Below are 12,051 nucleotides of genomic sequence, written 5' to 3'. Positions count from 1 at the left end.
GGGCACGACCGAGGCTGCTGCTGCGACCGAGGGCACGACCGAGGCTGCTGCTGCGACCGAGGGCACGACCGAGGCTGCTGCTGCGACCGAGGGCACGACCGAGGCTGCTGCTGCGACCGAGGGCACGTCCGAGGCTGGTTCGAACGTGAACGCGTCGGCTTCGGCTGCCGCGGACGCGAAGGCGAACCCGGCTGCTCTTGCTGCGGCGACGGCGGATGCTGAGACGACGGCTTCGGCCGCTGCGACGGCGGATGCTGAGGCTGCTGCGGCGTCGTCCGCGTTCACGGAGGCGTCTACGCAGGCGTCGACCACGGCGGACACCGAGGCGAACGCTGCAGCTGAGGCTGCTGCGGTCGCTGCGGCGAACACCGAGGGCGACGACGACACCAACGCTGCGGCGTCGGCGGAGGCTTCGGCTGCTGCGGAGGGTGACAACTCTTCGCAGGCTGAGGCTGCGGCGTCGTCGGCTGCGACCGCGGACGCGACGGCGGGTGCCACGACCGAGGGCTCGGCCGAGACCGACGGTACGAGCACGACGTCGACCGACGGTACGACCGCGTCCGAGGGCACGACCGAGGCCGACTCGAACGTGAACGCTGCGGCTTCTGCTGCTGCGGACGCTGAGGGCAACCCGGCGGCGCAGGCTGCTGCGACGCCGGACGCGGACACTACGGCGTCTGCTGCTGCGGACACGACGTCGGCTGCTGCGGCGAACGCTGCGGCGGTTGCTGATGTGGCGGCGGGCGCTTCCACGGACGCGTCGACCACGGCTGACACCCAGGCGAACGCTGCTGCGCAGGTGGCGGCACAGGCCTCGGTGACGGGTGACCAGAAGACGGACTCCAACACCGACGGCACGCAGTCGGCGTCGACGGATGTGGACGCTTCTGCTGCGGCTCAGGCTGCGGCGACCGCGGACGCGTCGTCGGGTGCGTCGGGTGACGTGAACGCTGCGGCGTCGGCGAGCACGAACGCGTCGGCGAGCTCGAGCACCTCGGGCAACGCGACGTCCGCTTCGGACGGGGCGTTCTTCGCGATCGAGGTGTCCATCACCTCGCCGAAGGACGGCGAGCGTGTCAGCAGCCGGCCGGTGTTCACCGGTACGGCTGCTCCGGACGCGACGCTCAACCTGATGGCCAAGTCGCACTCTGCTGGTGGTGGCGGCTCGACCGCTGGCGTGGCGCAGTCGGTCATGGCGGATGTCACGTCGTTCACCGGAAGCTCGGTGGCGGTCGACTCCGACGGGAACTGGACCTTCCAGCCCTCGGAGAAGCTCGCTGACGGGGTCTACTCGATGACCGTTGTCGCGACCAACCCGGACGGCAAGGCCACGGACACCGTGACCTTCACCGTCCAGGACGGCGCCGTGACCACCACGGGCACGACGCAGGGTTCGGCGGACTCCTCCGGTTCGGGTGACGGCGACCTGGCGGCGACGGGCGTGGACGCCACGACCGTGGCGGCCGGCGGCATCGCGGCGCTGCTCGCGGCGGCTGGTGGGTCCCTGCTGTTCTGGCGGCGCAAGCGCGGCCAGCGCGAGCAGGCCGTGACCGACACCGCCGGTGAGTGATCACCACAGCACCATCTAGCACGGCCTAGCAGTACCTGAACCACCCGGTTCACCGCGTGCGGCCGGGGTGGTGGGCCTTCGGGCTCCACCACCCCGGCCGTCACGGACAGCACCAAGCGTCACGACTGAGGGGCGAGGCCACACGGCCTCGCCCCTTGGTCGTCGGGTCACGGTCGAGTCCGCGAACTGCCTTGCGGGCGCGCCGACGACGGTCCCCGGTCGTGGCGGTGCAGGTCGGCAGAATCGGGGCGTGCCTGCTCGTCGTCCGACCTCTCCCTCTGCCCGCCGCCCGGCGGCGCGGCCCTCGGGAGCGCGCGGCGGGTCCGCGCGGCCTACGACGACGGCGAACGGCTCGGTCGGCGCCCCGCCGTCGTCGCGCCCCAAGACGTCCGGCTCGAAGACGGGCGGCAAGTCCGGCTCCAAGGCCGGCTCCAAGACAAGCTCGAAGACGTCCAAGGCGGCGTCGCCGAGCGCCTCAGGTGGCCGCCGGGGCTCACGCCGTCCGGCAGGCCCGGCACGGGAGGAGCGGCGTCGCAGCCGGTACGGCCTCGTGCTGCCGGAGGTGCTGACCGTCCGGCTGATCGTGCTGTCGGTGGTGGTGCTGCTCGCGGTCGTGCTGCTCCTGCCGACGGTGCGGGGTGCGGTGCAGCAGTCCCACGAGCTGGACCGGCTGCGCACCGAGCTGGCGCAGAACCAGGCGGAGAACGACCACCTCGACGTGGAGCTCGGCCGCTGGGAGGACCGCTCGTACGTCGAGGAACAGGCGCGCTCGCGCCTCAGCTTCGTCATGCCGTCGGACAAGGTGTGGCGTGTCGTCGACCCGGGCGCGGCGGGGGACGACGACGTCGACCCGGTGACGGGCGAGGCCGTCGGCTCGGGGCCGGTGGGTACGACGAGCGGACCGAGCGTGCCCTGGTACCAGTCGGTGTGGGAGTCGGTGCAGGTGGCCGACGGACCGGCGGGCACCACGGGCGGCGAGGCTAGCGACCCGCCGGACGTGTCGCCGAGCCCGTCGTCGTCCGAGAACGGCTGACGGTCGGCGGGCGGCGCGCCTGCCCCGTGACCCGACCCGTCACCCGGCCCGGTCGAGACCGAGCCGGGCGCTGATCCCTGCGGCGGCGTCGAGCACGACCGGCGCGAGCGCCTCGACCCGCGCCGGCGGCATCGCGGGGCGGTGCGCAGAGACGCTGATCGCGGCGACGATCGCGCCGGACGCGTCGCGCACGGGGGCGGCGACGCACAGCACGCCGGGCTCGTTCTCCTCCAGGTCGAGGGCGACGCCGCGCCGGGCGGACTCGGTCATGACGGCGACGAACTGGTCCGCGGTCAGCACCTCCGCCTCCGGCACGCCACCGGGTTCGGGGCCCACGCGCCGCTCGGCCAGGAACTGGGCTCGCCAGCGGTCGGGCCGGTCGAGCAGCAGCGCCTTGCCGATCCCGGTCCTCGTGAGGGGCATGCGGTGGCCCGTCCGCGAGCGCGTGGGCGCCCCGCGCGTGCCGGGGAGCTTCTCGAGGTAGAGCACCTGTCCGCGATCCTCGATCGCGAGGTGCACGGTGTCGGACACGCGGGCGTGCAGGGCGCGCAGGGGCGCGGCGGCGACCACGGCGACGGGGTTCTCCTGCAGCGCCTGGTAGCCGAGCTCGATGAGGGCGGGGCCGAGCGCGTACCGGTCGTCGATCCGGCGCAGGTAGCCGGCGGTGACGAGCAGCTGCAGCAACCGGTGGGTGGTGCTGCGCCCGACCCCTGTCTCGGCCACGACGTCACGCAGCCGGTCATGGCCGCGGGCGACGGCGTCGACGACGGCGAGACCGCGCGCCAGGGTCTGCGTGCCTGCCGGGGCGGCCAGCGGTCCGGTGGTCGCGGGGCGGGGCGTCGCGGCAGTGGGCGGGTCAGGCACGCGGCGAGATTATCCCGATTATCGGGAGGTCGTCGCGGCGGGCCGGAGCGAGTCCTAGCGTCCCGTCCATGCCCGACGACGCACCCCGCCGCGACGCCGCGCTGGTCGCCGTCGACTGGGGTTCCAGCAGCTTCCGTGCCTGGCTCCTGGACGCCGCAGGCGGCGTGCTCGACGAGGTCCGCGCGGCCGACGGCTCGCTGCGCACCTCCGAGGGCGCGCGCACCGTGACCGAGCGCGCGATGGCCTTCCGGGCGACGTTCGCCCGACGCTGCGGGGCCTGGCTCGACCGCCGTCCCGGGCTGCCGGTGGTGGTGGCGGGCATGGCCGGCAGCGACCACGGCTGGCGCGACGCCGGCTACCTCGACGTCCCGGTGGGCCTCGACCGCCTGGCCCACCACCTCGCGCCCGCGCCCCTGGACTCCTCCGGCGACCCGCCCGTCGCGGACGGCGTCGTGCACGTGGTGCCCGGGCTGCGGGTGCCGGGGCCCGACCCGGACGTCCTGCGGGGCGAGGAGGTGCAGCTCCTGGGCGCCCTCGACGAGCTCGCCGGCGGCGCCGCGCCGGCGGACGACCAGGCGCTGACGGTCGTGCTGCCGGGCACGCACGCGAAGTGGGTGCGGCTCGACGGCGGTCGCGTCGTGGGCTTCTCCACCGCCATGACCGGGGAGGTGTTCGCGCTCCTGCTGCGCGACAGCGTCCTCGCCCGGCTGGCGGACGGCGGCCCGACGGCGGAGCCGACACCCGCTTTCGACGACGCCCTCGACCTCGAGGCGAAGCAGGGCGACGACCGCGGCCTGCTCACGCTGCTCTTCACGGCGCGCACGCTCGTCCAGGCGGGACGCCTGGCGCCGGCGGACGTGGCCGACCACGTGTCGGGCCTCCTGGTGGGCTCGGAGGTGCGGCACGCACGACGGACGGCGCCCCCCGGCGTCGTCGCGGTCGGCGGCGCCGGGCCCCTCGCGGCGCGCTACCGCCGCGCGCTGGTCCGGCACGGCGCGGACGTCCGCACGCTCGCGGAGCCTCTCGCCGCGCGGGGCCTGTGGCGCGTCGCGGTGGGCGCAGGCCTCGTCCACACCTCGCCGTCCAGCACCGCCCCGAGCACACCGTCGACGGCACCATCGACCGCACCATCGACCACGGAGGCCCGCCCATGACGCCGGACGCCACCGGCCTCGTCGCCATCCTGCGCGGGATCACGCCCGCGGAGGCGGCGGCCGTCGCCACCGCCGTCCTCGACGCCGGCTTCGACGCCGTCGAGGTGCCCCTCAACTCGCCGGAACCGCTGGAGTCGGTGCGGCGGGTCCGTGCCGCCGTCGGCTCCGGCGCCAGGGTGGGCGCGGGCACCGTCCTCAGCCCGGAGGACGTGGGGCGCGCCGCGGACGCCGGCGCGTCGCTCGTCGTCTCTCCGAACACCCGGGCCGACGTCGTGGCGGAGACCGTGCGGCTCGGCCTGGAGAGCTACCCGGGCGCGGCGACGCCCACCGAGGCGTTCGCGGCGCTGGACGCCGGCGCCACGGCGGTGAAGGTCTTCCCCGCCCAGGTGGTCGGGGTGTCCGGGCTGCGCGCCTGGGCGAGCGTGCTGCCCGCCGGCGCGCGCCTGGTCCCGGTGGGCGGCGTCGACCTGACGACGCTGCGCGGGTGGGCCCGCGCGGGTGCGGACGGCGCGGGCGTCGGCACATCGCTGTACCGGCCGGGGGACGCCGCGGCGGAGGTCGGGGCCAGAGCCGCCGCCCTCGTGCAGGAGTGGAGGAAGCCGTGAAGATCACGTCCCTGACGACGTACGCCGTCCCGCCCCGCTGGTTGTTCCTCAAGATCGAGACGGACACGGGCGTCGTCGGCTGGGGCGAGCCCGTCCTCGAGGGCCGCGCCGCCTCCGTCGCCGCGGCCGTCGAGGAGCTTGCCGACTACCTGGTCGGCAAGGACCCGCGCCGCGTCGAGGAGCACTGGACCGTGCTGTACCGGTCGGGCTTCTACCGCGGCGGCGGGATCCACATGAGCGCGCTCGCGGGCATCGACCAGGCCCTGTGGGACATCACCGGCAAGGCGCACGACGCCCCGGTGCACGAGCTCCTCGGCGGGCGCGTGCGCGACCGGATCAAGGTCTACTCGTGGATCGGCGGCGACCGGCCGTCGGCCACGGCGGACGCCGCCCGCGAGGCCGTGGCCCGCGGCTTCACCGCGGTGAAGATGAACGGGCCCGAGGAGCTGCAGTACCTGGACACGCGCGACAAGGTCGAGCGCGTGGTGGCGAACGTCGCAGCGGTGCGTGAGGCGGTCGGGCCCGACGTCGGCATCGGCGTCGACTTCCACGGCCGCGTGCACCGCCCGATGGCGCGTGTGCTGCTCGACGCGCTGGCGCCCTACCACCTGATGTTCGTGGAGGAACCGGTGCTGTCGGAGCACGTCGACGGGATCGCGGACGTGCTGCGGACCTCGACGACGCCGATCGCGCTGGGGGAGCGGCTGCACTCGCGCTGGGACTTCAAGGACGTCATCACGTCCGGTGTGGTGGACGTCATCCAGCCGGACCTGTCGCACGCGGGCGGCATCACCGAGGTCCGCAAGATCGCGGCGATGGCGGAGGCGTACGACATCGCCGTCGCCCCGCACTGCCCCCTCGGCCCGGTCGCGCTCGCCGCGTGCCTGCAGCTCGACGCCGTCGCGTACAACGCCGTGATCCAGGAGCAGAGCCTCGGCATCCACTACAACACCACCAACGACCTGCTCGACTACGTCGTCGACCCGTCGGTCTTCGCGTACGCCGACGGGATGGTCGAGATCCCGCGCGGTCCCGGCCTCGGCATCGAGGTGGACGAGGACTACGTCCGGGAGCGGGCGGTCGTCGGGCACCGGTGGCGCAACCCGGTGTGGCGGCACCCCGACGGCTCCGTCGCGGAGTGGTGAGCGAGAATGGGGGCGTGACCGACCAGACCCCCGCCAGCGCGCCCGCCGACGACCCCACCGTCGTCACCGACCGTGACCTCGAGGTGCTCGCCGAGCAGCTCGGGCGCACGCCGCGGGGCGTCGTCGGCATCGCCGCGCGCTGCGTGTGCGGCCGTCCGCTCGTGGTGCGCACCGCGCCGCGCCTGCCCGACGGCACGCCGTTTCCCACGACCTACTACCTCACGCACCCGGGTGCCGTCGCGGCCGCGTCGCGGCTGGAGGCGGAGGGTGTGATGAAGGAGATGACGGAGCGGCTCGGTCAGGACGAGGAGCTCGCGGCGGCGTACCGGCGCGCGCACGAGCACTACCTCGCACGACGGGCGGAGCTCGGCGACGTCGAGGAGATCGCCGGCATCTCCGCAGGCGGCATGCCCACCCGCGTCAAGTGCCTCCACGTGCTGATGGGGCACGCGCTGGCCGCCGGCCCGGGGGTCAACCCGCTCGGCGACGAGGCGCTCGCGCTGGTCCGCGACCAGTGGCGGCCCGACCGCTGCTCCTGCTGACGCTCGAGCGCCGGGCTGTCGGCGCTCGACCGGCGGGAGGTCGGTGGTGGGTGAGAGGGTGACCGCGTGACAGAACGCTCCTCCATCGCCCCGGCCGTCCCGACCACGGGGACCCGGGTCGCCGCCATCGACTGCGGCACCAACTCGATCCGCCTCCTCGTCGCCGACGTGGACCGCGACGGCACCCTCACCGAGGTCGACCGCAGGCTGCAGATCGTGCGCCTCGGCCAGGGGGTGGACCGCACCGGCGAGCTCGCTCCGGAGGCGCTGGCGCGCACGCTGGAGGCGACGCGCGAGTACGCCGCGGTGATCGCGCAGACCGGGGCCACGCGGGTGCGGTTCGTCGCGACGTCGGCCACCCGCGACGCGCGCAACCGGCAGGAGTTCTTCGACGGCGTCCGGGCCGCCGTCGGCGTCGACCCCGAGGTCGCGTCGGGGCGCGAGGAGGCGGAGCTGTCGTTCCGCGGGGCGACGGCGGGCGTCGCGGGCCAGCACGCCGGGCCGTACCTGGTGGTGGACCTCGGGGGCGGGTCGACCGAGCTCGTGCTCGGCACGACGACGCCGGAGGCGGCCCTGTCGCTCGACATCGGGTCGGTCCGCATGACCGAGCGGCACCTGCACACCGACCCGCCCACGGAGGCCGAGGTGGAGGCCGCCCGTGCCGACGTGCGCGCCGCGCTCGACGAGGCCGCGCGGACCGTCCCGTTCGGCCGGACGGTGACGCTCGTGGGTCTCGCGGGGTCGGTTACCTCGGTGACGGCGTACGCCCTGGCGCTGCCGGAGTACCGGCGCGAGCGGGTGCACGGCGCTGTGCTCGGCGTCGACGAGGTGCTCGCCGCCAGCGACGACCTGCTGCACCGCAGCCGCGCCGAGCGCCTCGCCCTCGGCTTCATGCACCCCGGCCGGGCCGACGTCATCGGCGCCGGCGCGCTCGTCTGGGCAGAGGTCGTGCGGCGCGTGCGCGACGACGTCGCTGCCGCGGGCGGCACGCTGAGCGACGTCGTCACGAGCGAGAGCGACATCCTCGACGGCATCGCACTGTCGCTCGCCTGAGGGTCGGAGGTCGCACCGTGGACGCCCCGACTGCGGGGCTCTGAGGCAGTCGTAGAATGGTGATCATGCCTCAGAACGTTCTGTCGTCGGACACCTCTGTCCAGGACGCGCCCGCAGCGGCGCCGCGGCCCCGCAAGGTCCCCCGCATCGTCGTCCTCGGCGGTGGTTCCGTCGGCCTCTACGTGGCGCGACGTCTGCGCCGCAAGCTCGGCAAGCAGGACGCGGCGATCGTCGTCGTCGACCCGCGCCCGTACATGACGTACGCGCCGTTCCTGCCCGAGGCGGGCGCGGGCTCGATCGACGCGCGCGACGTCGTCGCCCCGCACCGCAAGGCGCTCAAGGGCATCGACGTGCTGCAGGGCCTGGTCAACCACATCGACCACGCCGCGCACAAGATCACGATCCACCCCGAGGAGGGCCCGGACTACGAGGTCTCCTACGACCAGCTCGTCGTCGGCCTCGGCTCGGTGTCGCGCACGCTGCCCATCCCGGGGCTCGCGGAGACCGCGATCGGCTTCAAGAACGTGGAGGAGGCCATCGCGGTCCGCAACCACGTGCTCAACCGCATGGACGTGGCGTCCTCGACGTGGGACGCGGACGCGCGCCGCCGCATGCTGACCTTCACGTTCGTCGGCGGCGGGTTCGCCGGCATCGAGGCGCTCGCCGAGATCGAGGACATGGCGCGGTACGCGACGCGCAACTACCCGACGATCGACGCCGACGACCTGCGCTTCGTGATGATCGAGGGTTCCGGCCGCATCCTGCCCGAGGTCTCCGAGCCGATGGGGCTCTGGGCGCTCGACGAGATGAAGAAGCGCGGCATCGAGTTCCACCTCAACACGTTCCTGTCGTCCTGCGTGGACGGTCACGTCGTGACGTCGACGGGCGTCGAGTTCGACACCGAGACGATCGTGTGGACCGCCGGCGTCAAGGCGAACCCGGTCATCAAGGAGGAGTCGGACCTCCCGTTCGACAAGCTCGGCCGCGTCATCGTCAAGCCCACCCTGCAGGTCGCCACGGAGGACGGCGAGATCGTCCCCGACGCGTGGGCCGCGGGCGACTGCGCCGCCGTGCCGGACGTGCTCAACCCGGGCCAGTTCTGCCCGCCGAACGCGCAGCACGCCATCCGCGAGGCCACGAAGCTCGCCGACAACATGATCGCCGTCCTCAAGGGCCAGCAGCCCGAGGACTACAGCCACAAGAGCGTGGGCGTCGTCGCCTCCCTCGGTCTGTACAAGGGCGTCGCGGAGCTGTTCGGGTTCCTGAAGCTGCGCGGCCCGCTCGCGTGGCTCGCGCACCGTGGCTACCACGTCATGGCGATGCCGACCGGCAACCGCAAGGTGCGGATCCTCATCGGCTGGGCCGGCCAGTTCCTCATGGGCCGCGAGATCGTGTCCCTCGGCTCGCTGCACGACCCGCGCGACGAGTTCCGCAAGGCCTCCGTGCCCCCGAAGCAGCCGGGCCAGAAGGTCGAGCAGAAGGCTGAGTCGTCGGCCGCGCGCGCCGAGAAGGGCTGAGTCCCTTCGGTACCGTGAGCGGGCGCCGGGTCGACCCTTCGGGGGTCGGCCGGGCGCCCGCTCCGTCGTTCTCGCCCCCGTAGCCCAACTGGCAGAGGCAGCCGGCTTAAACCCGGTCAAGTCCCGGTTCGAACCCGGGCGGGGGCACTGCCGCGTCGAGGCCAGACGGCGGGGTCGCCGGTCATCGCCGTGGCGACGTCGGCGCCGGCCCGCCGGAACGCGTCGACCACGCGGCGCACCGCCAGCCGCTCGGCCCGGTCGGGCCGGAGCACGGCGGAGATGTGCCGTGCCGAGGCGATGTCGGCCAGCTCGCGCAGCACCAGGCCCGCACCGGTGGGGGTGGTGAAGCGCGGCAGGACGGCGACCTGGTCGCCCGCCGTGACGAGGGCCTCGATGAGGCGGTTGTCGCGCAGCCGCTGCGTGACGCGCAGGGCCGCCCCCGTGGCCTGCTCGACGGCGAGGCGCACCGAGTCGAACGGGTAGCCGAGCGGCACGCCGATCCAGTCCTGGTCGACGAGGTCGGACGGCCGCACCCTCGGCAGGCGCGCGAGCGGGTGCCCGGCCGCCATCGCGATGTCGAGCGGCTCCCGGGCGAGCGGCACCACCGTGAGCCCCTCGGTGCCGGCCGGCCGCACGCTGGTCAGGGAGTGCGCGACGACGACGTCGTGGTCGGCGGTGAGCGGGCCGTACTCGGCCTCGGCGATGTCGACGTCGGCGCAGCGCAGCGCGATCGCGGTGTCCGCCAGCTCGGCCATGACCCGCGGGAGCAGGAACGTCGCCGCGCTCGGCAGGGCGGCCACGGTGACGGTGCCCGACGGCTCGCCGGTGAACGCGTCCCACCGGGCCTGCACCTGCTCGATGGCGGCGGCGACGGTGGCGCCGCCCTCGGCGAGCAGGCGCCCGGCCTCGGTGAGGCGCAGCCCGCGGCCCGAGGGCTCGACGAGCGCGGTGCGCAGCTCGCGCTGGGCGGTCCGCAGCTGCTGGGACACGGCCGAGGGCGTGCGGTGGGTGGCGCGGGCCACCTCGGTGACGCTGCCGCGTTCCGCGAGCTCGCGGAGCAGCTCCAGGTGCCGGACGTCCATGAAGGCAGACTACAGACAGCGTGTAGAAGGTTTCGCTTGTCCTTCATGTTCGCCGCGGGAAGGCTGGGCGCATGCCCACCCGCCACCGGCTGCTCGCCGTGCTCGTCGCCCTCATGTGGGGTCTGAACTTCATCGCGATCGACGCGTCCCTGCAGCACTTCCCCCCGATGTTCCTCGTGGCGCTGCGGTTCGCGCTCATCGCCGTGCCCACCGTGCTGTTCGTGCCGTGGCCCGACGTGCCCGTGCGCTGGCTCGTCGGGTACGGCCTCGGGTTCGGCACGCTCCAGTTCCTCTTCCTGTACTGGGGGATGGCGGCGGGCATGCCCGCCGGGCTGGCGTCGCTGGTGCTGCAGATGTCCGGCCCGTTCACCGTGCTGCTGGGCGCGACGTTCCTGCGCGAGCGCGTGAGCGGCCGCCAGGTGCTCGGCATCCTGGTGGCGGTGGGCGGCCTCACGCTGGTCGCGTGGCAGCAGGCGGCGACGGCGACGGTCGTGCCGTTCCTGCTCACCCTCGCGGGAGCCTTCGGCTGGGCGATCGGCAACGTCTGCAACCGGCAGGCGAAGCCGCAGAGCCCGCTCCGCCTCACCCTGTGGATGTCGGTCGTGCCGCCGCTGCCGATGCTGGCCCTGTCCCTGCTGGTCGAGGGGCCCGGCGAGATCGCGCACTCCCTCACGTCGTGGGGCGAGCCGGGGGCCGTCGGCGCCGTCGTCGGCCTGGCGTACACCGTCCTGGTGGGCACGGTGCTCGGCTCCGGCGTGTGGACCTGGCTCATGGCCCGGCACCCGGCAGGCGTCGTCGCGCCGTTCTCCATGCTGGTGCCCGTGGTGGGCATGACGGCGGCCTGGCTCCTGCTCGGCGAGCGGGTCACGCTCGGTGAGGCTGTTGGGGCGGTGCTCGTCGTGGGCGGGGTCCTCTTCGGCAGCACGAGGGCTGCCCGGCGCCTTCTGCCGTCAGCAGAACGGCCGACCGTCGGGCCGCTCACGGAGCCGTCGGGCGCCGGCCGCGGGTAGCGTCGTCGGCATGACGGCGGACATGCGGGTCGGCACGACGGAGAGCGTCGGCGAGACGCGGCACGTGCGCGAGCCGCTCCTGCGGCACCTGGTCGGCGCCATCCTGCGCCGCGCCCGCCTGAGCCAGGGCCGCACCCTGCAGGAGGTCGCGAGCACCGCACGCATGTCCACCGCGTACCTGTCGGAGGTGGAGCGCGGCCGCAAGGAGGCGTCCTCGGAGGTCCTGGCCGCGGCGTGCGCGGCGCTCGGCATCCGCCTCGTCGACCTCGTCGCGCAGGCGCACGACGCCCTCGCGGCCAGCGCCGAGCACCAGCAGCGCATCCGCGTGCTCACCTCGGCCCGCGACCGGTCGTCGGCGGTCCGCCACGTGCGCTCGACGTCGTCGTCGGACGTCGTCGCCCTCGCCGCCTGACCGCTTCCGCAACGTGCGTGCTGACTTGATCCTCAAACGGACCGTTTGAGGATCAAGTCAGCAC

The 12,051-nt window shown here is 74.2% G+C and carries 13 protein-coding genes, 1 tRNA gene and 1 pseudogene; 11 read left to right on the top strand and 4 right to left on the bottom strand.

The genetic code is table 11. From position 1 onward, the window contains the following. Window positions 1–768: pseudogene (locus tag ACWGKI_RS18640) on the bottom strand (hypothetical protein); the annotation flags it as partial. A 129-nt stretch (window positions 769–897) separates the two neighbouring features. Beyond that, window positions 898–1,098 (bottom strand): hypothetical protein, encoded by a 201-nt coding sequence (locus ACWGKI_RS18635; RefSeq protein WP_452189001.1) that lies wholly within the window; start codon window positions 1,096–1,098, stop codon window positions 898–900. Here ACWGKI_RS18635 and ACWGKI_RS18630 point away from each other — a divergent pair. Both ACWGKI_RS18630 and ACWGKI_RS18625 read left to right on the top strand, forming a co-directional pair. Then, on the top strand, window positions 1,091–1,570 hold the full coding sequence (locus ACWGKI_RS18630; RefSeq protein WP_452188999.1) for an Ig-like domain-containing protein: 480 nt from the start codon (window positions 1,091–1,093) through the stop codon (window positions 1,568–1,570). The genes ACWGKI_RS18635 and ACWGKI_RS18630 overlap by 8 nt on opposite strands. Before the next feature lie 250 nt (window positions 1,571–1,820). Continuing rightward, window positions 1,821–2,603 carry a septum formation initiator family protein gene (locus tag ACWGKI_RS18625; RefSeq protein ID WP_452188997.1) on the top strand — a complete coding sequence of 261 codons (783 nt, stop codon included), beginning with the start codon at window positions 1,821–1,823 and terminating at the stop codon, window positions 2,601–2,603. 39 nt (window positions 2,604–2,642) lie between these two features. On the opposite strand, the gene ACWGKI_RS18620 is transcribed toward ACWGKI_RS18625, so the two are convergent. Continuing rightward, window positions 2,643–3,467: an IclR family transcriptional regulator gene (locus tag ACWGKI_RS18620; protein ID WP_452188995.1), complete on the bottom strand. Its 825-nt coding sequence runs from the start codon at window positions 3,465–3,467 to the stop codon at window positions 2,643–2,645. A gap of 68 nt (window positions 3,468–3,535) precedes the next feature. On the opposite strand from ACWGKI_RS18620, the gene ACWGKI_RS18615 reads away from it, so the two are divergent. The 7 genes from ACWGKI_RS18615 to ACWGKI_RS18585 all read left to right on the top strand — a co-directional run bounded on the left by ACWGKI_RS18615 (window position 3,536) and on the right by ACWGKI_RS18585 (window position 9,630). Then, window positions 3,536–4,621: a 2-dehydro-3-deoxygalactonokinase gene (locus ACWGKI_RS18615; protein ID WP_452188993.1), complete on the top strand. Its 1,086-nt coding sequence runs from the start codon at window positions 3,536–3,538 to the stop codon at window positions 4,619–4,621. Further along, on the top strand, window positions 4,618–5,226 hold the full coding sequence (locus ACWGKI_RS18610; RefSeq protein WP_452188991.1) for a 2-dehydro-3-deoxy-6-phosphogalactonate aldolase: 609 nt from the start codon (window positions 4,618–4,620) through the stop codon (window positions 5,224–5,226). Before ACWGKI_RS18615 ends, ACWGKI_RS18610 begins: the two co-directional genes overlap by 4 nt. After that, on the top strand, window positions 5,223–6,371 hold the full coding sequence (gene dgoD, locus ACWGKI_RS18605) for a galactonate dehydratase (RefSeq protein WP_380244299.1): 1,149 nt from the start codon (window positions 5,223–5,225) through the stop codon (window positions 6,369–6,371). The genes ACWGKI_RS18610 and dgoD overlap by 4 nt, the downstream gene beginning before the upstream one ends. Window positions 6,372–6,385: 14 nt before the next feature. Next, the gene (locus ACWGKI_RS18600) at window positions 6,386–6,913 is read left to right on the top strand and encodes a DUF501 domain-containing protein (protein ID WP_380244300.1); all 528 of its coding nucleotides are present in this window, start codon (window positions 6,386–6,388) and stop codon (window positions 6,911–6,913) included. Between the two features lie 66 nt (window positions 6,914–6,979). Next, on the top strand, window positions 6,980–7,966 hold the full coding sequence (locus ACWGKI_RS18595) for a Ppx/GppA phosphatase family protein (RefSeq protein WP_452188988.1): 987 nt from the start codon (window positions 6,980–6,982) through the stop codon (window positions 7,964–7,966). 65 nt (window positions 7,967–8,031) lie between these two features. Next, the gene (locus ACWGKI_RS18590; protein ID WP_380244302.1) at window positions 8,032–9,483 is read left to right on the top strand and encodes an NAD(P)/FAD-dependent oxidoreductase; all 1,452 of its coding nucleotides are present in this window, start codon (window positions 8,032–8,034) and stop codon (window positions 9,481–9,483) included. A 73-nt stretch (window positions 9,484–9,556) separates the two neighbouring features. Next, a tRNA-Leu gene (locus tag ACWGKI_RS18585) sits at window positions 9,557–9,630 on the top strand. Here ACWGKI_RS18585 and ACWGKI_RS18580 read toward each other — a convergent pair. Continuing rightward, window positions 9,600–10,565, bottom strand: a complete 966-nt coding sequence (locus tag ACWGKI_RS18580; protein ID WP_452188986.1) for a LysR family transcriptional regulator — start codon at window positions 10,563–10,565, stop codon at window positions 9,600–9,602. The genes ACWGKI_RS18585 and ACWGKI_RS18580 overlap by 31 nt on opposite strands. Before the next feature lie 71 nt (window positions 10,566–10,636). Here ACWGKI_RS18580 and ACWGKI_RS18575 point away from each other — a divergent pair, with 71 nt between their 5' ends. Together ACWGKI_RS18575 and ACWGKI_RS18570 are read left to right on the top strand one after the other, a co-directional pair. Continuing rightward, the gene (locus ACWGKI_RS18575; RefSeq protein ID WP_452188984.1) at window positions 10,637–11,575 is read left to right on the top strand and encodes an EamA family transporter; all 939 of its coding nucleotides are present in this window, start codon (window positions 10,637–10,639) and stop codon (window positions 11,573–11,575) included. 10 nt (window positions 11,576–11,585) lie between these two features. Next, on the top strand, window positions 11,586–11,987 hold the full coding sequence (locus ACWGKI_RS18570; RefSeq protein WP_452188982.1) for a helix-turn-helix domain-containing protein: 402 nt from the start codon (window positions 11,586–11,588) through the stop codon (window positions 11,985–11,987). The last annotated feature ends 64 nt before the right edge of the window (window positions 11,988–12,051 follow it).

It is taken from the genome of Isoptericola sp. NPDC055881 (genome assembly GCF_053615895.1).
Note: the sequence above shows the minus strand (reverse complement) of the source record. Positions and strands in the feature narration are given on the sequence as shown.